The organism is Streptomyces abyssomicinicus (assembly GCF_008974245.1).
In the GTDB taxonomy this organism is placed as follows: Bacteria; Actinomycetota; Actinomycetes; order Streptomycetales; family Streptomycetaceae; genus Streptomyces; species Streptomyces abyssomicinicus.
In genome coordinates this window covers 38773-60277 of sequence record NZ_BBZI01000015.1, presented here as the reverse complement: position 1 = coordinate 60277, position 21505 = coordinate 38773, and the positions used below count along the sequence as shown (strand labels likewise).

Annotated in this window: 19 protein-coding genes and 3 pseudogenes; 7 read left to right on the top strand and 15 right to left on the bottom strand. The window is 72.2% G+C overall.

Features of this window, described 5'->3' with window-relative positions:
* Nucleotides 1-451: 451 nt before the first annotated feature.
* The gene (gene nsdA, locus GBN72_RS31875) at nucleotides 452-1918 is read right to left on the bottom strand and encodes a transcriptional repressor NsdA (RefSeq protein WP_151775461.1); all 1467 of its coding nucleotides are present in this window, start codon (nucleotides 1916-1918) and stop codon (nucleotides 452-454) included.
* A 586-nt stretch (nucleotides 1919-2504) separates the two neighbouring features.
* On the opposite strand from nsdA, the gene GBN72_RS31870 reads away from it, so the two are divergent.
* The gene (locus tag GBN72_RS31870) at nucleotides 2505-3209 is read left to right on the top strand and encodes a bifunctional DNA primase/polymerase (RefSeq protein ID WP_151775460.1); all 705 of its coding nucleotides are present in this window, start codon (nucleotides 2505-2507) and stop codon (nucleotides 3207-3209) included.
* Between the two features lie 862 nt (nucleotides 3210-4071).
* Here GBN72_RS31870 and ftsY read toward each other — a convergent pair.
* From ftsY to GBN72_RS31850, 4 genes are all read right to left on the bottom strand, one after another.
* Complete coding sequence (ftsY, locus tag GBN72_RS31865) at nucleotides 4072-5280, bottom strand: signal recognition particle-docking protein FtsY (protein ID WP_151775459.1); 1209 nt, start codon at nucleotides 5278-5280, stop codon at nucleotides 4072-4074.
* 115 nt (nucleotides 5281-5395) lie between these two features.
* Nucleotides 5396-8950, bottom strand: coding sequence for a chromosome segregation protein SMC (gene smc / locus GBN72_RS31860; RefSeq protein WP_151775458.1), 3555 nt, complete (start codon nucleotides 8948-8950; stop codon nucleotides 5396-5398).
* A 373-nt stretch (nucleotides 8951-9323) separates the two neighbouring features.
* Nucleotides 9324-9536, bottom strand: a complete 213-nt coding sequence (locus GBN72_RS31855; RefSeq protein WP_151775568.1) for a hypothetical protein — start codon at nucleotides 9534-9536, stop codon at nucleotides 9324-9326.
* A 387-nt stretch (nucleotides 9537-9923) separates the two neighbouring features.
* Entirely contained in the window at nucleotides 9924-10205 is a 282-nt protein-coding gene (locus GBN72_RS31850; RefSeq protein ID WP_151775457.1) for an acylphosphatase, read from the bottom strand.
* Between the two features lie 144 nt (nucleotides 10206-10349).
* On the opposite strand from GBN72_RS31850, the gene GBN72_RS31845 reads away from it, so the two are divergent.
* The 3 genes from GBN72_RS31845 to GBN72_RS36240 all read left to right on the top strand — a co-directional run bounded on the left by GBN72_RS31845 (nucleotide 10350) and on the right by GBN72_RS36240 (nucleotide 12438).
* Nucleotides 10350-11516 carry a CAP domain-containing protein gene (locus GBN72_RS31845; protein ID WP_151775456.1) on the top strand — a complete coding sequence of 389 codons (1167 nt, stop codon included), beginning with the start codon at nucleotides 10350-10352 and terminating at the stop codon, nucleotides 11514-11516.
* Nucleotides 11517-11674: 158 nt separating this feature from the next.
* A complete protein-coding gene (locus GBN72_RS31840; RefSeq protein ID WP_151775455.1) occupies nucleotides 11675-12028 on the top strand; it encodes a DUF1330 domain-containing protein in 354 nt (117 codons plus the stop codon).
* A 38-nt stretch (nucleotides 12029-12066) separates the two neighbouring features.
* Entirely contained in the window at nucleotides 12067-12438 is a 372-nt protein-coding gene (locus tag GBN72_RS36240; protein WP_151775454.1) for a transposase, read from the top strand.
* 32 nt (nucleotides 12439-12470) lie between these two features.
* Here the strand turns inward: GBN72_RS36240 and GBN72_RS35715 are convergent.
* Nucleotides 12471-13376 (bottom strand): annotated as a pseudogene (locus tag GBN72_RS35715) (right-handed parallel beta-helix repeat-containing protein); the annotation flags it as partial.
* Nucleotides 13377-13526: 150 nt separating this feature from the next.
* Nucleotides 13527-13961 (bottom strand): annotated as a pseudogene (locus tag GBN72_RS35710) (carbohydrate binding domain-containing protein); the annotation flags it as partial.
* A gap of 271 nt (nucleotides 13962-14232) precedes the next feature.
* Here GBN72_RS35710 and GBN72_RS34910 point away from each other — a divergent pair.
* Nucleotides 14233-14664, top strand: coding sequence for a hypothetical protein (locus tag GBN72_RS34910; protein ID WP_246213040.1), 432 nt, complete (start codon nucleotides 14233-14235; stop codon nucleotides 14662-14664).
* Here the strand turns inward: GBN72_RS34910 and GBN72_RS31820 are convergent.
* Nucleotides 14657-15036, bottom strand: a pseudogene (locus tag GBN72_RS31820) (transposase); the annotation flags it as partial. The gene GBN72_RS34910 and the pseudogene GBN72_RS31820 sit on opposite strands and share 8 nt — an antisense overlap.
* A 306-nt stretch (nucleotides 15037-15342) precedes the next feature.
* Between GBN72_RS31820 and GBN72_RS31815 the strand changes: the two are divergent.
* On the top strand, nucleotides 15343-15549 hold the full coding sequence (locus GBN72_RS31815) for an Imm32 family immunity protein (RefSeq protein WP_151775451.1): 207 nt from the start codon (nucleotides 15343-15345) through the stop codon (nucleotides 15547-15549).
* A gap of 36 nt (nucleotides 15550-15585) precedes the next feature.
* A complete protein-coding gene (locus GBN72_RS31810) occupies nucleotides 15586-16077 on the top strand; it encodes an SMI1/KNR4 family protein (protein ID WP_151775450.1) in 492 nt (163 codons plus the stop codon).
* A gap of 68 nt (nucleotides 16078-16145) precedes the next feature.
* On the opposite strand, the gene mutM is transcribed toward GBN72_RS31810, so the two are convergent.
* The 7 genes from mutM to rsmD form a co-directional block, all read right to left on the bottom strand.
* On the bottom strand, nucleotides 16146-17012 hold the full coding sequence (gene mutM, locus GBN72_RS31805) for a bifunctional DNA-formamidopyrimidine glycosylase/DNA-(apurinic or apyrimidinic site) lyase (protein ID WP_151775449.1): 867 nt from the start codon (nucleotides 17010-17012) through the stop codon (nucleotides 16146-16148).
* Between the two features lie 120 nt (nucleotides 17013-17132).
* A complete protein-coding gene (gene rnc, locus GBN72_RS31800; RefSeq protein WP_151775448.1) occupies nucleotides 17133-18044 on the bottom strand; it encodes a ribonuclease III in 912 nt (303 codons plus the stop codon).
* 19 nt (nucleotides 18045-18063) lie between these two features.
* Nucleotides 18064-18237, bottom strand: coding sequence for a 50S ribosomal protein L32 (rpmF, locus tag GBN72_RS31795; RefSeq protein ID WP_052859918.1), 174 nt, complete (start codon nucleotides 18235-18237; stop codon nucleotides 18064-18066).
* 2 nt (nucleotides 18238-18239) lie between these two features.
* Nucleotides 18240-18893 (bottom strand): YceD family protein, encoded by a 654-nt coding sequence (locus GBN72_RS31790; RefSeq protein WP_151775447.1) that lies wholly within the window; start codon nucleotides 18891-18893, stop codon nucleotides 18240-18242.
* Nucleotides 18894-19056: 163 nt separating this feature from the next.
* Nucleotides 19057-20253 carry a cell division initiation protein gene (locus GBN72_RS31785; RefSeq protein WP_151775446.1) on the bottom strand — a complete coding sequence of 399 codons (1197 nt, stop codon included), beginning with the start codon at nucleotides 20251-20253 and terminating at the stop codon, nucleotides 19057-19059.
* Between the two features lie 123 nt (nucleotides 20254-20376).
* Entirely contained in the window at nucleotides 20377-20856 is a 480-nt protein-coding gene (gene coaD / locus GBN72_RS31780) for a pantetheine-phosphate adenylyltransferase (protein ID WP_218042108.1), read from the bottom strand.
* A 26-nt stretch (nucleotides 20857-20882) separates the two neighbouring features.
* Nucleotides 20883-21470 (bottom strand): 16S rRNA (guanine(966)-N(2))-methyltransferase RsmD, encoded by a 588-nt coding sequence (gene rsmD, locus GBN72_RS31775; RefSeq protein WP_151775444.1) that lies wholly within the window; start codon nucleotides 21468-21470, stop codon nucleotides 20883-20885.
* Nucleotides 21471-21505 lie beyond the last annotated feature (35 nt).

Below are 21505 nucleotides of genomic sequence, written 5' to 3'. Positions count from 1 at the left end.
CGGCCCGTGCGGGCTACCTGGGCGGAGTGGGAGGTGGTGGGCCTGTCGTTCGCCCTGCCGTTGGCCATGAGATTGACGCAGCACCGTTTCGGCCATGCCCCCGCGTTGTTTCGCACCGGTGACGAAGGAGCTGTGCGTGTTACGCGTCCATGAACTGGGTGTGCCGCTCGCCCCGGCCGTCCTCGGGCTCCGGCGGCCCGCGGCGGGGGGAGCGCGCGCCGGGGAAGACGCGTATGCAAGCCGGCCGCGGCGGCCTTCCGATGACCTGGCGGGGGAGCCGAGTCGGGCAGTTCGGGAGGGCCGGCCGCGGCCGGAGAACGGGGTGGGTCGTGCTGTGCCCACCGCGGGCCGGAGGACCGGCGGGGCGCTGCGCGGGCGGTGGGGTGACGCTGGGCGGGCGGCGGTGGGCGGGATGCCGCACCGGCCGGCCGCAAACTGCCGTACGGGCCGGTCAGACCGCTTCGACGGCCTCCGGGAGTTCCTCCGCCAGCATCCGGGTGATGTCGCGGACGGCGGGGAGTTCCTTGTAGTCGCGCGCTGCCGTGTCGGCCGTCTTGCGGATCCGGGTGTTGACCCGCTCCGAGCGGACCTTCTTGGCGACCTTCATCGCCTGACCCAGCATCACGGCGCTCTGCTCCGGCTCGCTCTGCAGCAGGTGCACGGTGGCCATGCCGACCAGGTTGAGCGCGTAGGAGCGCTGGTGGTCTGGGTCCTTGGCGAAGAGGTCGACGGCCTTCAACATCAGCGGCTCCGCCATGGAGGCGTAGATGGGGCTGCGGCCCGCCACATAGGCGAGGTCGCGGAAGGAGTGCGAGTTCTCGCCGTGCAGCTCGGCCTCGGTGAAGAACCCGATCCAGTCCGGGTCCGGCTCGTCCCAGTCCGCCGCGTCGGCGAAGGTGTCCTCCGCCATCCGGACCGCGCGCTTGCACTTGCCGGGCTGGCCCATGTTGGCGTAGGCGCGGCCCTCCATCGCATACAGCATGGCCTGGGTGCGGGGGCTCGCGCAGTCGCGGCTGCCGTACTGGGCGAGGTGGATGAGTTCCAGGGCGTCGTCGGGCCGGCCGAGGTGGATCATCTGCCGGCTCATCGAGGAGAGGATGTACGAGCCGAGCGGCTTGTCCCCGGCCTCCTTGGCCGCGTGCAGGGCCAGCACGAAGTACTTCTGGGCGGTGGGCTGGAGGCCCACGTCGTAGCTCATCCACCCGGCGAGCTCGGCGAGCTCGGCCGCGAAGCCGAAGAGGCGGCGGACGGTCGGCTCGGGGTGGCTCTCCTGGAGCAGGTCGGTGACCTCGTGCAACTGGCCGACGACCGCCTTGCGCCGCAGGCCTCCGCCGCACTGGGCGTCCCACTGGCGGAACATCTCGACGGTGCTCGCCAGCTGGTCCAGCTCCGGCCCGGAGAGCCCGCCGCGCCGGGTGGAGGGCGGGGGCGCCTCCACGGGGGAGGCCGGGGAGGGCACCAGCCAGCGCTGCATCGGCTCGATCAGCGAAGGCCCCGCCGCCAGGCCGAGCGAGGTGCCGAGGAAGCCGCGGCGGGCCAGCATCAGGTCGCTGCGGGAGAACTCGCCGAGCAGCGCCACCGTCTGCGGGCCGGTCCAGGGCAGGTCGACGCCGGCCACGGAGGGCGCCTGGTGGGCGGCGCGCAGGCCCAGGTCCTCGACGGCGACGACACAGCCGAAACGCTCGGAGAACAGTTCGGAGAGGATCCTCGGGATGGGCTCGCGCGGGTTCTCGCCGTCCAGCCAGCGGCGGACCCGCGAGGTGTCGGTGGAGACGTGGTTGGCCCCGAGCTGACGGGCGCGGCGGTTCACCTGGCGGGCCAGTTCGCCCTTGGACCAGCCACTGCGCACGAACCACGAGTTGAGCAGCTCGTTGGGGCGCTTCTCAGCGTTCGTCCCGCCTTCGCCGTTGCCGCTCACTGGAACGCCCCCATCCATCCCTGAGACCTGTCGGACCCGCTCAGGCCCTGTCATGTCTGCAAACAGCCCTACCAGAACGCCGCCGGACCGTCCCTCGGTTCGGCGGGATTCCCTCGCATTCCGGGAGCCTCGCCGCCGCACGCCTTCCGAGAAGGACCCTGCGGTCACTCTCCGTCACCGGACTCCACCGACAATACGCCCGACGCGCCGATCGAAAGGTGCTTCCGGCAACCCCGAGCGGGCATGTGCCACAAGCCTTGCATACTCAACGTAGCCTTCCGATCACCGCTCCAGCCACGCTGGTTCGGTAAACGCCACCTTTCGCCACCCCTTCGGATGAACTCTGGCGCCATTGCCCGCGATTCACTTGACCCGCGACGTCGGAAACCTGTCCGGGCTCCCGGATAGGAGCTCGATGCGCGCAGGGGGCGCGAGAAGCCGCACGCGCCACCTCGTTCGCATCCACGCGCGGCGCGAACCGGGCGAGCCGGGACGATACGGCGGGTAGTCGCAACGCAGCGTCACCACACGTCATGGCGAGCCTCCGGCACGTAACCACCCACGCGGCGGACCCGTTGGAGGGGGCATGGGCTTCACGATCGGCGGTATGCGGGAGATCCGTTCCGGCACGCGGTCCGGGGCGCGCGTCGGCGCGCGCCGACGGGGCCGCTCCTCCGACTGCACCGCGGTCGCCGAGTTCACCGGCCTCTGGGGCTGGGACGTCGTGCCGGGTGCGCGGGTGGCGGCGGGTGGCGGGGACTGCTCCTGCGGGCGCGCCGAGTGCGCCGCGCCGGGGGCGCATCCGCTGGAGTTCGCCTCCGAGGTTCGCGCCGGGTCGACCCTCGACGACGTGACCCGGGCCTGGGCCGAACACCCCGGAGCCGCCGTGATGCTGCCCGTCGGGCGGGCGTTCGACGTCCTTGAGGTGCCGGAGGCGGCCGGGCGGCTGGCCGTGGTGCGGCTGGAGCGGATGGGGCTGCCGGTGGGGCCGGTCACGGTCACGCCCGAGGGGCGTGCCCAGTTCTTCGTCGCCCCCGGGGCCGCCGCGGAGCTGCCGGAGCTGCTGTACCGGATGGGGCTGGACGACGTGGGGGCCGCCGCGGCGCGGCCCGGTGCGGTGCGGGCGCTGGGGGCCGGGGCGTACGTGACGGCGCCGCCGTCGGACCGTGGGGGGCGGGGGGCGGTGCGGTGGCTGCGGCATCCGGCGTTGGAGTCCGCCGCGGGGTTGCCTGCCGCGCGGCTCCTCCTCGGCACCCTCGCCTACGCGGCCCACCGCTCCCCCTGCCCGTAGCGCCCCGCGGGCGTCCGGTCCTCCCTCCAGCCCAGCACGAGCCTCCTGCAGGCGGCTGACCGGCCGCCCCGCGCGCGGGCCCCGGCCTCGGCGGCGAGCGGTCCGCCCCCACCACGCGCAAGCGGGCCGTGCCAGACACACCTGACCTCACCGCGGCAAGCATCTCGCCCCCTCCCGCGGACACATGCCCCACCGCCCCGCGGGCGCCTGCCCAACCGTTCTGCAGACGCCTTCCCCACCGCCCCGCGGCCGCCTGCCCCGCCGGCCCGCGGGCTCCTGCTCCACCGCCCCGCGGGCTCCTGCCCGACCGTTCTACAGACGCCTTCCCCGCCGCCCCGCGGCCGCCTGCCCCGCCGCCCCGCGGCCGCCTGCCCCGCCGCCCCGCGGGCTCTGCCCGACCATTCTGCGGGCGGCTGGGTCGCCCAGGGGGCGGCACGGGCGGGCGCAGGGCGGCGCCCTCCGCGGCGAGCGGTCCCATCCACCATGCGCAAGCCCTGCGGTGCCGTACGCACGTGACCTCACCGCGGCGACCCCGAGCAACCCGTGCGGACAGCACTGTTCATCCCCCGACCCGCCCCCTTCCCAGGGGCTCAACCTCCGCGGAGCGAGCCGTCGCGTGCGTACGTGAGGCCTGCGCCCACCCGTGCCGCCCTTAGCGGCACGATTGCCCGCAGACGGAAGGGCGTGAGCTGCGCACCGCACGGCGGCACGATTGCCCGCAGCACGGGAGGGCGTGAGCTGTGCGCCGCGTGGCGGCACGATGGCCGGCGGGCGGGGCGGGACGGGTGGGGTCCGGGATGGCGGACGCCCGCTGACCCGGGGGCGGGTGAGCGGGCGTCGGAGGAGCGCGGCGGCTCCGGGATCAGTCCCCGATCAGCGCGTCGACGAACGCCTGCGGCTCGAACGGCGCCAGATCGTCGGCCCCCTCCCCGAGGCCGACCAGCTTGACCGGCACCCCCAGCTCGCGCTGGACGGCGATCACGATGCCGCCCTTGGCCGTGCCGTCGAGCTTGGTGAGCACGATGCCGGTGATGTTCACGACCTCCGCGAACACCCGGGCCTGCACCAGGCCGTTCTGACCGGTGGTGGCGTCGAGCACCAGCAGCACCTCGTCCAGCGGGGCCTGCTTCTCGACGACCCGCTTGACCTTGCCGAGCTCGTCCATCAGACCGGTCTTGGTGTGCAGACGGCCGGCGGTGTCGATCAGCACCACGTCGGCCCCGGTGGCGATGCCCTCCTTGACGGAGTCGAAGGCGACGGAGGCCGGGTCGCCGGCCTCCGGGCCGCGCACCGTGTGGGCGCCGACCCGCTCGCCCCAGGTCTGCAGCTGGTCGGCGGCGGCCGCGCGGAAGGTGTCCGCCGCGCCGAGCACCACGGTCCGGCCGTCGGCGACCAGGACGCGGGCCAGCTTGCCGGTGGTGGTGGTCTTGCCGGTGCCGTTGACTCCGACGACCATGACCACCCCGGGGGTGCCCTCCTTGGCGTCGGTCTTCACGGACCGGTCGAACTCGGGGTTGAGGATCTGCAGCAGCTCCTCGCGGAGCAGGTTCCGCAGCTCCTCCGGGGTCCGGGTGCCGAGCACGCGGACCCGCTCGCGCAGGCGCTCCACGAGCTCCTGGGTGGGCTGGACGCCGACGTCGGCGGTGAGGAGCGTGTCCTCGATCTCCTCCCAGGTGTCCTCGTCGAGGTGCTCGCGGGAGAGCAGGGTCAGCAGGCCCTTGCCCAGCGCGTTCTGCGAACGGGACAGGCGGGCGCGCAGCCGGACCAGGCGGCCGGCGGTGGGCTCGGGAACCTCGACCGCCGGGGCGGCGGGCTCCACCGGGACTTCTTCGACCAGGGTGGCGCCGGTGGGCGATCCGGGGAGGTCGGCCTCCTCGGTCGTGCGGCGCTCCTCGTCCCCCGGTGTCTCGGCCTCCTCACCGGCCTTCGGTTCGGCCGGCGGGGCGGTGATGTCGGGCGCGGACGGTGGCGGCGGGGGCAGCTGCTTCTTGCGCCGGCCGCCGACGAGGAGGCCGGCGAAGGCGACGAGGGCCACCACCGCGATGACTACGGCAAGGATGACGGTGTCCATAACGCGTCCCAGTATCGGCCATGGGGCGCACGCCGCCCGGGGCGCGCGCCGTGGTTCTTCCCCGGGAGTCCGGAGGCGGGTCGCGCGCCCCGCCCGCCGGTGACCGCCGCCCCGCCTACCGCAGCCGCTGGCTGATCACCTTCGAGACGCCGTCACCCTGCATGGACACGCCGTACAGCGCGTCGGCGACCTCCATCGTCCGCTTCTGGTGGGTGATCACGATCAGCTGGGACGACTCCTGGAGCTCCTGCATGATCCGGATCAGCCGCTGGAGGTTGGTGTCGTCGAGGGCGGCCTCGACCTCGTCCATCACGTAGAACGGGCTGGGCCGGGCCTTGAAGATGGAGACCAGCAGGGCCACCGCCGTCAGGGACCGCTCACCGCCGGAGAGCAGGCTGAGCCGCTTGACCTTCTTGCCCGGCGGCCGGGCCTCGACCTCCACGCCGGTGGTGAGCATGTTGTCGGGGTCGGTGAGGATCAGCCGTCCCTCGCCGCCGGGGAAGAGCCGCCCGAAGACGCCCTCGAACTCCCGGGCGGTGTCCCGGTACGCCTCGGTGAAGACCTGCTCGACCCGCTCGTCGACCTCCTTGACGACCTGGAGCAGGTCGGAGCGGGTCTTCTTCAGGTCCTCCAGCTGCTCGCTGAGGAACTGGTGGCGTTCCTCCAGTGCGGCGAACTCCTCCAGCGCGAGCGGGTTGACCTTGCCCAGCTGCTGGTAGGCGCGCTCGGCGGCCCGCAGCCGCTTCTCCTGCTCGGCGCGGACGAACGGCCGGGGCCGGTTGCGCGGGTGCTCGGGGTCCTCGGGCAGTGCTTCCCCCTCGGCCGGAGGGGACGGCGGCACGGGCTGGCCGGGGCCGTACTCGGCGACCAGGGCCTGCGGCTCGACGCCCAGCTCCTCGAGCGCCTTGGTCTCCAGCTGCTCGATCCGCAGCCGCTTCTCGGCGCCGAGCACCTCGCCCCGGTGGACGGAGTCGGTGAGCTTGTCGAGTTCGGCCTTGAGGTCGCGTCCCGCGCCGCGGGCGGCGGCGAGCTCCTGTTCCTGCCGGGTCCTGGCGGCCTCGGCTGCGGCGCGTTCCCGGTCGGCCCGGTCCAGCGAGACCTCGACGTGGACGAGCAGCTGCCGGGCCCCGGACGCGACCGCCCCGGCGACGGCGGCCTCGTGGCGCAGCCGGGCCCTGCGGCGTTCGGCGCGGACCCGGGCCTCGCGTTCGGCGCGGGCGGCGCGGTCCAGCGAGTCGGCGCGGCCGGCCAGCGCCTTGACCCGCTCCTCGTGGGTGCGCAGCTGGAGCCGGGCCTCCATCTCGGTCTGCCGGGCGTTGGCCCCGTCGGCGGCGAGCCGGTCGCGTGCCGAGGTGTCGGGATCGTCCTCGACCGGCATCTCCTCGGCGACGGCCAGGCGTTCCGCCAGCTCCTCCACGTCGATGAGCGCCTTCTCCAGCGCATCCTGGGCGCGCGCGGTGGCCGCGGCGGCGCGTTCGGCCTCCCCCGCGGCGCCGCGGGCCTGGCCGGCCAGACGTCCTAGCTGCTGGGAGACGCCGGACTTCTCCCGGTCGGCGGCCCGGCGCCGCTCCCCCAGTTCCTCCACCAGGGCGGCGCACTCCGTGCGGCGCTCCGCGGCCAGGCCCTGCGCCTCGGCGAGTTCCTCGCACCGGCCCTCCAGGTCCTGGAGGGCGGCGGCGGCCTCGTCGACGGAGGCCTGCACCTCGAGCAGGCTGGGGGCGGCGGCCGAGCCGCCGTGCGCGTAGTGGGCGCCAAGCAGGTCTCCCTCGGCGGTGACGGCGGTGAGGTCAAGGCGGGCCCGGACCAGTTCCTCGGCGTCGTCCAGGGAGTCGACCACCACGACGCCGCGCAGCAGGCGGCGGACGGCGGGCATCAGCTCGTCGGGGCCGGCCACCAGGTCGGCGGCGTGCGGCCACCGGTCGTGGCGGGCGGCGGGGTCCTGGTCCTCGGCGGCTCCGGCGAGCAGGAGCGCCGCGCGGCCGGCGTCCTGCTTGCGCAGCAGGCGCAGTGCCTCGGCGGCCGCGGCGGGCGAGGCGGCGGCCACCGCGTCGGCGGCGGCCCCGAAGGCGGCGGCGAGGGCGGCTTCGTGGCCGGGGGTGAGCGTGAGGAGCCCGGCGGCGGGGCCGAGGACTCCGGTGAGGGTGTCCCGGGCGTCGAGCAGGGCGCCGGTGCCGTCCTTGCGGCGCAGGCCCAGGGCGAGCGCGTCGTGCCGGGCGCGGGTGGCGGCGCGTTCGCGTTCGGCGGCGGTGAGGGCGTCACGGGCGGTGGTCAGGGCGGTGTCGGCGTCGGCGAGGGCGGCCTTCGCCCGGTCGTGCCGGTCGGCGAGTTCGGTGTCCTCGGCGTCCAGGCCGTCGACCTCGGCCTTGAGGGCCTCGTACTCCTCATGGGCGGCGACGGCGCGGGCCTCCGCCTCGTCCCGGGCGGCGGTGAGGCGGTCGATCTCGGCCTGGGCGGCGGCGGCCCGGGAGCGGGCGGCGCCCACCTGTCCGCTGAGCCTGGCCAGGCCCTCGCGGCGGTCGGCGATGGCGCGGGCGACGTCCTTGAGGCGGCGCTCCTCGGCGGCGAGGGAGCGCTCCAGCTCCTCGCGGTGGGCGACGGTGTCCTCCAGCGCGCGCTCGGCCGCCTCCAGGGCGGCCTCCAGCTCGGCCTCCTGCTCCCGGACGCGGGCGGCCTCGCGTTCCATCTCCTCGGGGTCGCGGCCCCGGCGTTCCTCGACGGGCGCGGCGGTGGCGCTCTTCACCCGGGCGTCGGCAAGCGAGACGGTGCCCCGGACCCGTTCGGCGAGCTGGGAGAGCTCGTACCAGGTCTGCTGGGCGCGCTGCAGGCGCGGCGTGAGGCGGCGGACCTCGTCCTCCAGGAGCGCCTCGCGCCGCAGCGCCTTGCTCAGCTCCTCCTCGGTGGCCTCCTTGCGCTCCTTGAGGGCGGCCTCGTCGGCGACCTCGGCCTGGAGGGCTTCGCGCAGCCTGACCAGGTCGTCGGCGAGCAGCCGCAGCCGTGCGTCCCGCAGGTCTGCCTGGATGACGGCGGCCCGGCGGGCCACGGCGGCCTGCCGTCCGAGCGGCTTGAGCTGGCGGCGCAGCTCGTCGGTGAGGTCCTGGACGCGGGCCAGGTTGGCCTGCATGGCGTCCAGCTTGCGCAGCGCCTTCTCCTTGCGCTTGCGGTGCTTGAGGACGCCGGCCGCCTCCTCGATGAAGGCACGCCGGCCCATCGGGTCGGCGTGCAGCACCGAGTCCAGCTGGCCCTGGCCGACGATGACGTGCATCTCGCGGCCGATGCCGGAGTCGGAGAGGAGTTCCTGGATGTCCAGCAGGCGGCAGGTGTCGCCGTTGATCTGGTACTCGCTGCCACCGTTGCGGAACATGATCCGCGTGATGGTGACCTCGGCGTACTCGATGGGGAGGGCGCCGTCGGAGTTGTCGATGGTCAGCGAGACCTCGGCGCGGCCGAGCGGGGGGCGGCCGGTGGTCCCGGCGAAGATGACGTCCTCCATCTTGCCGCCGCGCAGCGACTTGGCGCTGTGCTCACCCATGACCCAGGTCAGCGCGTCCACGACGTTGGACTTGCCCGAGCCGTTCGGGCCGACCACGCAGGTGATCCCCGGCTCGAACCGGAGCGTGGTCGCGGACGCGAACGACTTGAAGCCGCGGAGGGTCAGGGCTTTGAGGTGCACGCCGGTGGACTTTACCGGCGGGTTCCTCCGCTTCTCCATGAAACCGGTCTCAATGCACCGGTCTCACTGCACAGGCCTCACTGCACGGGCTCGATGCACAGGCCGCACGTCTCGACGCGCCGGTCCCGACGTACCGGCGGACCGATCCGGTTTCGCGCGGCAGGGCGGTGGGCAGATCAGAGCTACGAGAACGGCTGCGGGGGTTGGGCCGGTGCGGCCCCGGGAGGGGCCGGGGACGCGGACCAGAGCTGATGGGACGAGGGAGGGCCGGAGAGGCCGGAGACGGAGCGGGAACGGCGAAAGGGACGCCGAAGGCGTCCCTTGAGGCACCGGCGGGGGTGCGGGCGCGGCTCCGGCCTGCGCGCGGGCCGGATCAGGTGTACGCGGGCTCCGCCTGGTGGGCGTCGATGCTCTCCATGCTCTCCATGATGCGGTCGCGAGAAGCGGCAGCCGCGAGCGCGTCCTTCTCCGCCTGGATCCGCACGAGCTCGGATTCCAGATCCTGGACGCGCTGCTGGAGCCGTCGCATCTCGGCGAGGAGTCGCGGGTCGGAGCCGCCGACGTAACCGAGAAGCGCCTTTGCCATGATGGATGGTCCTCCACACTGAGTGACCGACCGAAGCGGTGGTGGGTCGTGAGGGAATCGCACCCGTAGTGCCCGACACTGCGATGTCAGCTGAGTTCCTGCCGCTGTTTCCACATGCCAAACAGCTAGGGTGCGCGGGGCTTTCAGAGTCTCACCAAAAAGTTTGACGGTCAACACGATCACGCCCCGTATCGGCGGTGTCCCCGGGGCGCTCTGCGCGGAACTGCTGGCGCGGCGTCTCCTGCGGGGCCCGGGGGCGTGCGGATCATCCTGTCCTGTGGCGCCATCCCTGACAACCCTTGTGCGGCGGCCACCTGGACTTTTCCGGTCCGGGGCCGCCGGGGAACGACCGGACGGCGGCGTCCGGGCGTCCGCGCGGGGCGGCCGTCAGCGGATCTCGAAGCCGCTGTAGCCGCCGCGGGGTGTGTCCCAAATCTCGGTGACGCCGTCCACGCGGCCCGGCGTGTCCTCCCCCGTCAGCCACTCCAGCAACCGCTCGCAGCGGTCGCGGGGGCCCTCGGCGACCACCTGGACGCGTCCGTCCTGGAGATTGAGAGCAAAACCACTCAGGTCGCCGAGCTCCAGCGCCTTCGCTCGCGTGAACCAGCGGAAACCCACGCGCTGTACCTTGCCCCGGACCCAGGCGACCAGTCGTGCATCGTCGTTCATGTGTGCACGCTAACCGAGCAAAAACCTCACCGGACGCCCACACCCCCTGGGGCGATGCGGTAGCGTCCCCCCTCGACCCCCAGCGAAACTCACCCTTACGAGTGAGTGGCGTGGACCGCAGCACCGAGAGAGGCCAGCAGAGGAATGGGACGCCACCGACGCTCCGCCGCCGGCCGCAAGGGCAAGGGCGGCACTCCGACTCCCCCCGTCACCGGTACGGCGCCCGCCGCCGGGAACAGGCCGGGGCAGGAGCAGTACCGGACGACGTACGACGCCTACGGCTCGTACCCCCAGGGCTCCAACAGCCCGTACGTCCACGACGACGCCTACGGCCACGGCGACTCCTCCGGCTCCTACCACTCCCCCGGTCACGGTCGCCCCTACGGCGGGGACGACTACGCACGGAGTCACGCCTACCTGTTCGGCACGGAGGAGTCCTCGGCCCCGGTCCACGTCGACGCGCCCACCGCCGCTCTGCCCGTCCAGCGCGACACCGCCGCGGCCCCGCCGGGCCGTGGCCCTCGGGGCAAGCGGCCCCGTCGTCCGGTCCGCACCGGGCTGCTGGGCGTCTCCGCGGCGCTGGCGGTCGGCGTGGTCGCGGCGGCCACCGGGATCGTGCCGGGGCTGGACACCTACCGGCTGGGTGGCGACGGCTCGATCCGCGCGATCGACGGTCCGGGCAACGCCGAGACCCAGCAGGGCGGCTCCGGGGGCCGGGTCGACCCGGGCGCCCCCTCGGCCGGCACGGGCACCGGTTCCGTGAAGCCGTCCCCCTCCGCGTCCCCCTCCGCCTCCGCGAAGGAGAAGAAGGAGGCGAAGCCGTCCCCCTCGCGCACCGCCGCCGAGAAGACGGCCACCCCGGAGAAGGCCGAGCCCACCACCAAGGCCCCGGAGCCGAAGGCTCCGCCGGCCGACGGGGCCGACCTGTCCCGGGAGGACGCCGCGCGGGCAGCGGTCCTCCAACTGGTGAACCAGGAGCGGTCCGCCGCCGGGTGCAGCCCGGTCAAGTCCGACGGCGGGCTGACCGAGCTGGCCGACGACTTCAGCCAGGCCATGGCGGACGAGGGCTTCTTCGACCACACGGACCCCAGCGGCGCCACGCCGTGGGACCGCGCGGCGGCCGCCGGCGTGGACAACCTGGGCGGCGAGAACATCGCCCGCGGCCAGGCGGACGCGGCCGCGGTCATGGACGCCTGGATGCAGAGCGACGGCCACCGGGCGAACATACTGAACTGCGACTTCAAGACCCTCGGCGTGGGCGTCCACTTCGCCTCCGGCGGCCCCTGGTGGACCCAGGACTTCGGCTACTGAGGCAGCCGCCGCTCGCCGGCGCGTTCGGGGAACCGGGGTCAAGGTGCGTGACGGGCTGAGCAAGTGGCTCCGCCACCATTACCTGAGAGGTAATGGTGGCGGGTGACGTCCCTGGCTACGTTTGCGTTGTCCCACCGGAGCGAACGAAGGAGCCGGACGTGCCCGCATACGGTTTCGCGCACTTACGTGATCGTCGCCACCACCCGGATGTCCTCGAGTACCTCGAACGAATCCAGGGCACCCTCAACCCGTTCCATGGCCGTTTCCTGATCCACGGCCCGCCGACGGCGGTGGTGGAGGGCAGCTGGCCGGGCAGCATGGTGCTGATCGAGTTCCCTGGCATGGCCGAAGCCCGCGCCTGGTACGAGTCTCCCGAGTACCGGAAGATCCTGCGGCTACGGGCCGACCACATCGACGGAGACCTCGTGTTGGTCGAGGGCGTGAGCCCCGAGTACGACCCACGTGAACGTGCGGAGAAACTCCAGGCAGAGACGACCGGAGAGCAGGCTTAGACCGTGTCCTATGTGGTGAGGCGGTCGTTGGGGTCGCCATTGGGCGGGGTACGTGGAGTTGGATTGTTCCGGACGGGCTGTGGGAGATCGCGAAGCCGTTGATCCCGCCGTCCAGGGTCCGGCCGCAAGGCGGCGGGACGCAGGACACGCCTGATGAGACGCTGTTCGCCGCGATCATCTACGTGCTGGTGTCCGGTTGTGCCTGGCGGGTCCTGCCGCCCTGCTTCGGGATATCGTCCTCCGAACGACTCGGCCGCCGCAGATGGGTCATCGAGCGGACCATGTCCTGGCTGACCGGCTACCGTCGGCTCAACCACCGCTACGAACGCCACCCCCGCAACTACCTGGCTTTTCTCGGCCTCGCCGCAGCCCTCTGCTGCTACAAGCGACTGGTCCGCCTCACTACATAGGACACGGTCTTAGAAGTGAACAGAGCCGGTTGTCAGCCGACGGGGATGCCCGGGTTGGTGAGCGCGGTACCTCCGATGACGGTGTTGTCGGCGGTGATGGTGACCGGGCAGGAGCCTGTCCGGTTGGTGACGTTGATGGCGTACTTCTTGGTGGTGCTGCCGCTCGCGGTTGTCAGGTCGGAGCGGTTGTTGCGGAAGACGGTGCCGCAGCCCCAGCCCGGGTCCTGGGAGTGGGTTTCGAACCCGTGGTTCATCGTGCGGACGCCGACGTTGTTCTCGATGACGTAGCCGTTGCCCTTCACATCGACCCACGAGTCGTCGTAGTTGACGTTGGTCAGACCGTTGCCGTCGAATCGGTTCCCAGAGACCAGACCTCCGGTGGTGCCCTCCTTCAGGTCGATGTTCTCACCGCCGATGTTCGGGCCGATCACGTTGTTCAGGATCTGTACGTAGTCGCTCTTGTCGGACAGCGTGTTGGCGGTGCCGACGTAGACGCCTTCGCCCTTGCCGTCGCGCGCGGTGCCCGTGTCGTGCACGGTGGAGTTGCGCAGCACCCCGTAGCTTGAGGACTGGCGGAAGTGCACACCCTCCATCTTCATGTGGTTCACCGTCACCGAGTCGAGCACGACGTGGTCGGAGGCGTCGACCATGATGCCTTTCTGTGCCCCGGTCACCGTGATGCCCTGGACGGTCCAGTAGGGGGCATTGGCCAGGGACAGGCCGTAGCCACCACCGGTCGTGGTGGTGAGGACGGCGCGGGACGTGCCGATCAGGGTGATCCGGGCCGCGGCCTTGCCACCCGTGGTGATCTTGAAGTTGCCCTTGTACGTGCCGTCGGCCAACTGGATGGTCCGGCCCGGGACGGCGGCGGTCAACGCGCTCTGCAGCTCCGAGGCGTTGGTGACCCTGACCGTGTTGCCGGGCGTAGCCGTGGCGGTCGGCGTCGGCGTCGGTGTTGCAGTGGCCGTTGGGGTCGGTGTCGGTGACGGCGAGTGCGAAGTCGGCTGGGAGGGAGACGGGGTGGTGCCCGCTGAGCTCAGGGAGACGTCGTCGGCCTGATAGGGGCTGCCGTACCAGCCGCTGAGTGTGACGGTGACCTGGGTGGTGTCCGGGCCGGTGGTGAAGGTGCGGGTGAGCTGGGTCCAGGCCGGGGCGTTGGCCCAGGTGGAGGTGGAGACACCGGTGCCGGCGGCGCCGAGGGTCACGTACGGGCCCTTGACCCAGGCGGTCAGGGTGTAGGCGGTGTTCGGCTGCACGGTCACGGTCTGCATACAGGCCCCGAGGTCGCCCGCACCCGGGGAGGAGCTCAGGGCGGAGCCTCCGGAGCGAGGAGTGGTGGCCGTCGGCGCAGCGGTGCCTGTACAGGTCCAGGGGGCGAGGTCGGGGGCCTCGAACCCGGGATTGCCCAGCAGGTCACCGGCCGCGCTCGCCTGGGCGGGGACCAGGGTGAGCAGGGCGGAGCCGAGGCAGAGGGCTCCGGCGGCGCCGAGCACACGGGGGAGGCGGCGGCCGTGGTGTGTCATGAGGGACGCTCCGATATAGAGGGAGAGAGCGAAGCAGGGCCTGCGTACCCATAACTTGGACTAGACCAATGCTGGAGTCAAGGGTCGGCAGCCGGGCTGCGGCTGTTGGCGGTCCGGCCGCTCCGATCCGTCCTGGGGCCACCCGGGCAGGGGGTGCCCCTATCGGTACCGTCAAGGGAATCGGGCTGCGTTTCGGTGAGTGGCAAGGCAGCATGGCGTGACGCCTGACCCGCTGCGGGATGACGTGAAGAGCTTCTTTGCTCCCGATCTGATGGGGTCACTTCCGGACGTCCGCGTCCCGGATACCTCGGTGGAGGACTGGCAAGCAGTGCTTGACCTCGTTCGGTCGCAGGGGTGGTCGTGCGAGTACTCCGAGGATGGTGTTGCGGTCCGGCTGCCGAGAGCTGCGGACATGCTGGCCCGCGGCGAGGGTGCCGACGTGTTGCTGAGGGTCTGGCCGGTCCCTGGATTTCTAGTGATCTTTCGGGTGTATGAGGCTGGCTCGGTCGACTTCGACGTTGATCTGCGGGAGTTGCAGGGTCAGGGTGGCGTGGATGTGCTGTGCCGTTTGCTGCGGGCGATAGGGCATCGGCTCGGTAAGCCGGTGTTGCTGAGCCTGGATTCTGATCCACTCCACCCGGTTCTCGGCTTCGACGTCGGGGCCGACCGTGTGGTGCTGCTGGGCGACCCGCAGGTCATGTGACGGCCGCTGGCTGCGGCTCGTAGAAGGTGCCATCGCGGAGCAACGCGAAGAGCACGTCGGCTCGTCGTCTCGCGAGGCAGAGAAGGGCTTGGGTGTGGTGCTTGCCTGCTCGATCTTCTTGCCGTAGTAGGTGCGGGAGGCGGGGTCGGTCAGGGCTGTGAACGCGGAGAGGAAAAACGCCCGTTTGAGCTGTTTGTTTCCGCGGCGGGAGGGTTGTTCTCCGTGGATCGAGGAGCCCGAGCTGCGGGTGGCTGGGGTGAGGCCGGCATAGGAGGCAAGGTGGGCGGCGCTCGGGAACGCGCTGCCGTCGCCGACGTCGATGAGGATCCTGGTTCCGGTCCTGACGCCAATCCCCGGCATGGACGTCAAGACCTCTTGTGCAGTCGATGTCGCCCGAGTGGTGGTGCTGGGCGAGCGGTCGGCCTCCTGAGCAGTCCGACATCACCACATAGGACACGGTCTTAGTACGCTGCGCAGGCTCTGTCGATCGCGCCCGTCCTGGCCGACACCATGACGAGGCGCCGGATCGAGTGCGGAGCAGCTGGTCAGGGCGGGCAGTCGTCACTTCTTCGGCTACTGGGGGGCAGGCGCCGGCCGGCCCGGCCGTCAGCCGTGGCCGGCGGGCCTTGGGGGTCCTACCGGGCCTCCGCCCCGGCGGCCGGGGAGTAGCGTGGGCGGATGGACGAACCCCGGATCACGGTGTACGGCTCCGTCACGGAGATCACTGTCGCGGCCAACGCCGCAGGACTGCGGAACCTCGCCGAACGGCTCATCGCCCTCGCCGATCCCGAGCTCTCCGAGGGCTACCACGAGCACCTCGACAGCGGGATCGACCTCGAGGACGGCTCGATCAGCCTGATATTGGAGCGCGACGACAAGCTGTAGAGCAGGCCCGTACGGCCGATCCGTAGGCTGCGGGGCATGGCGCGGTTCGAAGAGGTCAGGGCGACGTTCTGGGGCGACGGTGATCACGGTGTCCAGCCGCCTCTGACGGACGAGATGGTGCGGGAGGCCGAGCGCGTGCTCGGTGTCACGCTGCCCTCGGCCCTGCTCGATCTGCTCCGGCTGCGCAACGGCGGCGTCGTGGCCGACGAGCACGAGGTGTTCCCCACCGGCCGGCCGACCTCGTGGAGCGAGGACCAGGTTCCCTTCGACGTGCTGATGGGCATCGGGCGGCAGGACGGAACCGGCTCCCTGCTCGACACCCCGTACCTGCTCACGGAGTGGGGTCTGCCGGCGGCGCTGGTGCTGCTGTCCGGCGACGGGCACTGCTGGATCGGGCTGGACTACCGCGCCTGCGGGCCGGACGGCGAGCCCTCGGTCACCTGGTTCGAGACCGACCTCGGGACGGAGCTCCACCTCGCCGACGACTTCCGCTCGTTCGTCGAGGGCCTCACCGCGGACAGCGCCTAGGGTGACGGCTCCGCGCCGGCCCGACACGCGTCGCCCGCGCCGTCGCCCGGCGCGTCAACCCCCCTGCTTCACCCCGGCGTCACCCCGCGCGGCGGGCGCTGGCAGCGGGGGCAGAAGTAGCTGGACCTGTTCATCCAGGGGCGGCGGCGCATCGGGGTGCCGCAGCGGCGGCAGGGCAGGCCCTCGCGGCCGTAGGCGTCCAGGGAGCGGTCGAAGTAGCCGGACTCCCCGTTCACGTTGACGTAGAGGCTGTCGAAGCTGGTCCCGCCGACGTCGAGGGCCTCCGACATCACGTCGCGGACGTGGCCCAGCAGTTCCGTCGTGCGCGGGCGGGTGAATCCGGAGGTGGGGCGCTCGTAGTGGATCCGGGCGCGCCACAGCGCCTCGTCGGCGTAGATGTTGCCGACGCCGCTGATCAGCGACTGGTCCAGCAGCGCCCGCTTGACGGTGGTGCGACGGCGCCGCAGGGCCTGGTGGAAGACCTCGTCGTCGAAGAGGGGGTCCAGTGGGTCGCGCGCGATGTGCGCGATCACGTCCGGCAGCCCCTCGGCGTCCACGGGGTGCAGCGAGAGGCCGCCGAAGGTGCGCTGGTCGACGAAGCGGAGTTCGGTGCCGAGCGCGTCGTCGAAGCGCATCCGGATGCGCAGGTGCTTCTCGTCGGGGGCGTCGTGCGGCTGGACCAGCAGCTGGCCGCTCATGCCGAGGTGGGCCAGGACGGCCTGGCCGGCATCCTCCAGCGGCAGCCACATGTACTTGCCGCGCCGGCTGGGCACGCCGATCCGGTGACCGCTCAGGCTGCGGGCGAAGTCCTCGCCGCCCGCCAGGTGCCGCCGCACCGCGCGCGGGTGCAGCACCTCGACGGCGCCGACGGTGCGGTGGGCGACCCAGCGTTCCAGGCCGCGCCGGACGACCTCGACCTCGGGCAGTTCGGGCATGGCTCGGTCTCCCCCGTGAACGTGGGCGTGGACGTGGGCGAACGCCCGCCCCCGGTCGGTCGGGGGCGGGCGCTCACGGATGTGCCGCCACGGGCTGTGCCGGGGCGGATCAGGCGCGGGTCAGGCGGACGCCTGCTCCGCGCCGGTCGTACCACCGGCCTGCGGGGCGTCGGCCTGGGCGCCGGTCTCTTCGGAAGCTCCGGAGGTGCCCTCGCGGGGTTCTCCGGACGGCACGGACGCCGCCGAGGCGACGCCGTCCGCGGCGGTGTCCGCCGCGGGCGTGGCGGCGGCGGCAGCGACGGCCTCCGCCTTGGCACGCTCGTCCGCAGCGGCCCGGATGGCCCGCCAGGCGGACTCCGCGGCCTGCTGCTCCGCTTCCTTCTTGCTGCGGCCGGTGCCGGTGCCGTACGAGACGCCTCCGACGCGGGCGGCAGCAGTGAAGGTCTTCTCGTGGTCGGGGCCGGTCTCCGTGACCAGGTACTCGGGAACGCCGAGCCCCTCGGTCGCGGTGAGCTCCTGGAGACTGGTCTTCCAGTCCAGGCCGGCGCCCAGGTTCGAGGACTTCTCGATCAGCGGGTCGAACAGGCGGTGCACCAGCTCCGCCGCCGCGTCCAGACCCTGGTCCAGGTAGACCGCGCCGATCACCGCTTCGAGGGTGTCGGCGAGGATGGATGCCTTGTCCCGGCCGCCCGTGCCCTCTTCACCCCGGCCGAGCCGGATGAAGGAGCCGAGGTCGAGCCCACGGCTCACCTCGGCCAGCGCGCGCGAGTTGACCACCGCGGCCCGGAGCTTGGCCAGCTGGCCCTCCGGGAGGTCGGGGTGGACCCGGTACAGCGTGTCCGTGACCACCAGACCGAGCACGGAGTCCCCGAGGAACTCCAGCCGCTCGTTGGTGGGCAGACCGCCGTTCTCGTACGCGTAGGAACGGTGGGTCAGCGCACGCACCAGAAGGGCGGACTCGAGCTTGTACCCGAGCCGCCCTTCCAGAAGCGTGTGGGACGAGGCCGTGTCCGCCTTCTTGGCGTGTGACATGGAGCCTCTCACCAGCCGCTCAGACCTCGAGGACCTGGCGCTTGTTGTAGGTGCCGCAAGACGGGCACGCGATGTGCTGCTGCTTGGGCTCGTGGCAGCGCTCGCACGACACCAGGGTGGGGACCGCAGCCTTCCACTGCGACCGGCGGTGGCGCGTGTTGCTGCGCGACATCTTCCGCTTCGGAACAGCCACGGCTACTTCTCCTGCTTCTCGTCGGCGCGTGCTGACTGAGGCGCGCCGCCGCTCATCTCGTCCTTCTCGCCGGGTTCGAGTGAACCTGCGAGTCCCTGCAGAGCCGCCCAACGGATGTCGACGGCGTCATGGTGGTGGTCCGGGTCGTCCGCCAGCCGCACCCCGCACTCGGGGCACAGACCAGGGCAGTCTTCCTGGCACACCGGCTGCATCGGCAGTGCGAGTACCACCGCGTCACGCAGCACGGGCTCGAGGTCGAACATGCCGTCCTCGAGGTGAAGAGTGTCCTCGTCGTCCTCGGCGTCGTCGCCGGCGTCCGCCTTGGGGCGGCCCCGGTCGTCGGCGTCAGGGTACGAGAACATCTCCTGGAAGTCCGCCACGAGCTGACGCTCGAGCGGCTCCAGACACCTTACGCACTCCCCCTCGGCCTTCGCACGGGCGGTCCCCGTGACGAGGACGCCCTCCAGGACCGACTCCAGGCGGAGCTCGAGCTCCACCGGCCTGCCCTCCGGCACACCGATGACGTCGGCGATGCCGAGGTCGCGGGGCGCGTCGACCGTCCTGGTCAGGCGCCGCAGCGCACCGGGCCGCCGCCCCAGCTCATGCGTGTCGAACACGAGAGGGTCGCGGTGGTCGAGGCGGGCGTTCTGAGCCATTCCAGCCTTAGATCTGCGAGGTGAAGAGGGGGGAATCGCGCCCAGAAGGCACGACCGAAGAGCCAGGATACTGGACGTTTCGGCCGGGACCCAACCGGCCCCCCTCGACCTCGCGCGACCAAGGCCGCGGACACCGCCCGCGGCCACCGCCCGCCACCGCCCGCTACTGCCCGCGGCCCTGTTCGTAGGCCCGCAGCTGCTCCGGCGTGATCATGCCCGTGTCGAAGAAGCTGGTCTCGTCCAGCGCGCGGGCCCCAGCGGGCGCCCCGTAGGCGTCCTGCCGGCCGTAGTCCTGCTCGTATCCCTGCTGCGGCTGCTGCGGCTGCTGCGCGTGCTGCTGGGGCTGCTGGGGCTGTTGCCCGTAGGCCGCGTACGGGTCCGCCTGCTGGTAGTCGTAGCCGTACCCCTGCGAGTGCTGCGGCTGCTGCTCGTAGCCGCCGTAGGACGCCGCGGCCGGCTGGGGCTGCTGGTAGCCGTACGGGTCCGGTGCCGCCTGCGGCTCGTACCCGGGCTGGTGCAGGGGCTGCTCGTACGGCGACTGCTGGTCGTACTGCGGCTGGTGCTGTGGCTGGTGCTGGGGCTGGTGCGCGGGCGGCGCCTGCTCGGCGTGCCGGTCCGGCCGGCGGTCCGGGGCCTGCGCGGCGTCCGCGAGCCCGGCGAGGAAGTCCTCGTCGCTCTCGTGGGCCAGCGGCATGCCGTCCTCGCCCAGCGGCAGGTCGGCCAGCGCGTCCGAGGCGATCCGGCCCTGGAGCTTGTCGCGCCCGCGGCCGACCGCCTCCAGGGTCTTGGCGAGGACCGCCTCGAAGGCCCCCAGCTTGACGTCGACGTAGCTGTCCGCGTCCCGGCGCAGGGTCTCCGGGTCGTGGCTGCGCTCGGGGGCGTCCTCGTCCTCGTAGCCGTTCTCGTCCAGGCCGGGGCCGGTGCCGAGCAGTTTCTCGCGGCCACGGCCCACCGAGCCGAGCGTCTTGGTGAGGACGACCTCGAAGTTGGCGAGCTTGGAGTCGACGTAGTCGTCAGCCTCGGCCCGGACCTCCTCGGCCTGCTGCTGGGCCTCGGCGAGGATGCGCTCGGCCTCCTGCTGGGCCTGGCGGGCGATCTCGGTGCCGGAGATCAGCGAGGCGCGCTCGGCATGGGCGCCCTCGACGATCCGGTCGGCCTCCTGGCGGGCCTGCTGGACCATGGTCTCGCGGCCGCCGATCAGCTCCTGCGCCTGCGCCAGCGAGCCGGGGAGGGCCTCACGGACCTCTTCGAGCATGGCGAGGAGTTCGGCGCGGTTGACCACGCACGAGGCCGACATCGGCATCGACCTGGCACCTGACACCATGCCGACGATCTCGTCGAGCTTGTTCTGCACGTCCACCTGGACTCGCCACTCTCTACAGCTGGTTGGAGACGGACGGGACGACTGTACGGCGACCGCGGCCCCGTCCGACACGGATGACGGGACGTCGCTGCGTCCCCGGCGCGTCGGCGCCGAAAACGCTCAGCTCCGGCGCAGCCGCTCGGCCAGTGCCGTCAGGACGGTCGGCGGGACCAGGTGGGCCACGTCGCCGCCCCAGGCCGCCACCTCCTTGACCAGCGAGGAGGAGAGGAAGCTGTACGTGGGGTTGGTGGGGACGAAGAGGGTCTCCACCCCGGTGAGGCCGTTGTTCATCTGGGCCATCTGCAGCTCGTAGTCGAAGTCGCTGACGGCGCGCAGTCCCTTGACGATGGCGGGGATGTCGCGCTGCTTGCAGAAGTCGACCAGCAGGCCGTGGTGGGACTCGACGACCACGTTCGAGCAGTCGGCGGTCACCTCGCGGATCAGCTGGATCCGTTCCTCGACGCTGAACAGGCCCTTCTTGTTCTGGTTGATCATCACGGCCACGTAGACCTCGTCGTACAGACGGGAGGCTCGGGCGATGATGTCGAGGTGTCCGTTGGTGATGGGGTCGAACGACCCGGGACAGACGGCGCGGCGCACGTGAGATCCCTCGCTCTCCGGTCCGGTCATGGCGCGTCCTCGCTGGTGGAGGCGGCGTGACCGTACCAAAAGGTGCCTTCTCCGTAACGGCGGGACCTCAGGGGCGCGAAACCCCGCGGCCAGCTGAACTCGCCGCCTCTGGTGCTGCGCTCCACGGTGACGAGCGCCTCCTCGGCGAGCCAGCCTCCGGAGCGGAGTGTGAGGAGAATCTCGCGGAGATCGTCGTCGGTGACGGCGTACGGCGGGTCGAGGAAGACCAGGTCGTAGGGGGCGCCTGGGGGCGTTCCCTGGATCACCTGCTCGGCCTTGGCGTTGCGGACCTCGGCGCCGGGCAGGCCCAGCGAGCGGACGTTCTCACGCACCGTGCGGGCGGCCCGGCCGTCGGCCTCCACCAGCAGGGCGTGGGACGCGCCGCGGCTCAGCGCCTCGAGGCCGACCGCGCCGGAGCCGGCGTACAGGTCGAGGACCCGCTCGCCTTCCAGGGGGCCGCCGAGCAGCGCCTCCCAGGTGGAGAAGAGGCCCTCGCGAGCCCGTTCGGAGGTGGGACGGGTGCCGTTGCCCGGGGGCACGGCCAGACGGCGTCCCCCCGCCGTCCCGGCGATCACGCGGCTCACTGTGTTCCTTAGGGCTCGGTCCGCCCCCGGGGCTC

Bases quoted from the DNA above. Each gene is read 5' to 3' on its own strand.
- GBN72_RS31850 (WP_151775457.1), bottom strand. From the start codon at position 10,205: ATGAACGACGATGCACGACTGGTCGCCTGGGTCCGGGGCAAGGTACAG.
- GBN72_RS31845 (WP_151775456.1), top strand. From the start codon at position 10,350: ATGGGACGCCACCGACGCTCCGCCGCCGGCCGCAAGGGCAAGGGCGGC.
- GBN72_RS31855 (WP_151775568.1), bottom strand. From the start codon at position 9,536: ATGGCAAAGGCGCTTCTCGGTTACGTCGGCGGCTCCGACCCGCGACTC.
- GBN72_RS31790 (WP_151775447.1), bottom strand. From the start codon at position 18,893: ATGGCTCAGAACGCCCGCCTCGACCACCGCGACCCTCTCGTGTTCGAC.
- rnc (WP_151775448.1), bottom strand. From the start codon at position 18,044: ATGTCACACGCCAAGAAGGCGGACACGGCCTCGTCCCACACGCTTCTG.
- mutM (WP_151775449.1), bottom strand. From the start codon at position 17,012: ATGCCCGAACTGCCCGAGGTCGAGGTCGTCCGGCGCGGCCTGGAACGC.
- ftsY (WP_151775459.1), bottom strand. From the start codon at position 5,280: ATGGACACCGTCATCCTTGCCGTAGTCATCGCGGTGGTGGCCCTCGTC.
- GBN72_RS34910 (WP_246213040.1), top strand. From the start codon at position 14,233: ATGGGGTCACTTCCGGACGTCCGCGTCCCGGATACCTCGGTGGAGGAC.
- GBN72_RS31870 (WP_151775460.1), top strand. From the start codon at position 2,505: ATGGGCTTCACGATCGGCGGTATGCGGGAGATCCGTTCCGGCACGCGG.
- GBN72_RS31815 (WP_151775451.1), top strand. From the start codon at position 15,343: ATGGACGAACCCCGGATCACGGTGTACGGCTCCGTCACGGAGATCACT.
- GBN72_RS31810 (WP_151775450.1), top strand. From the start codon at position 15,586: ATGGCGCGGTTCGAAGAGGTCAGGGCGACGTTCTGGGGCGACGGTGAT.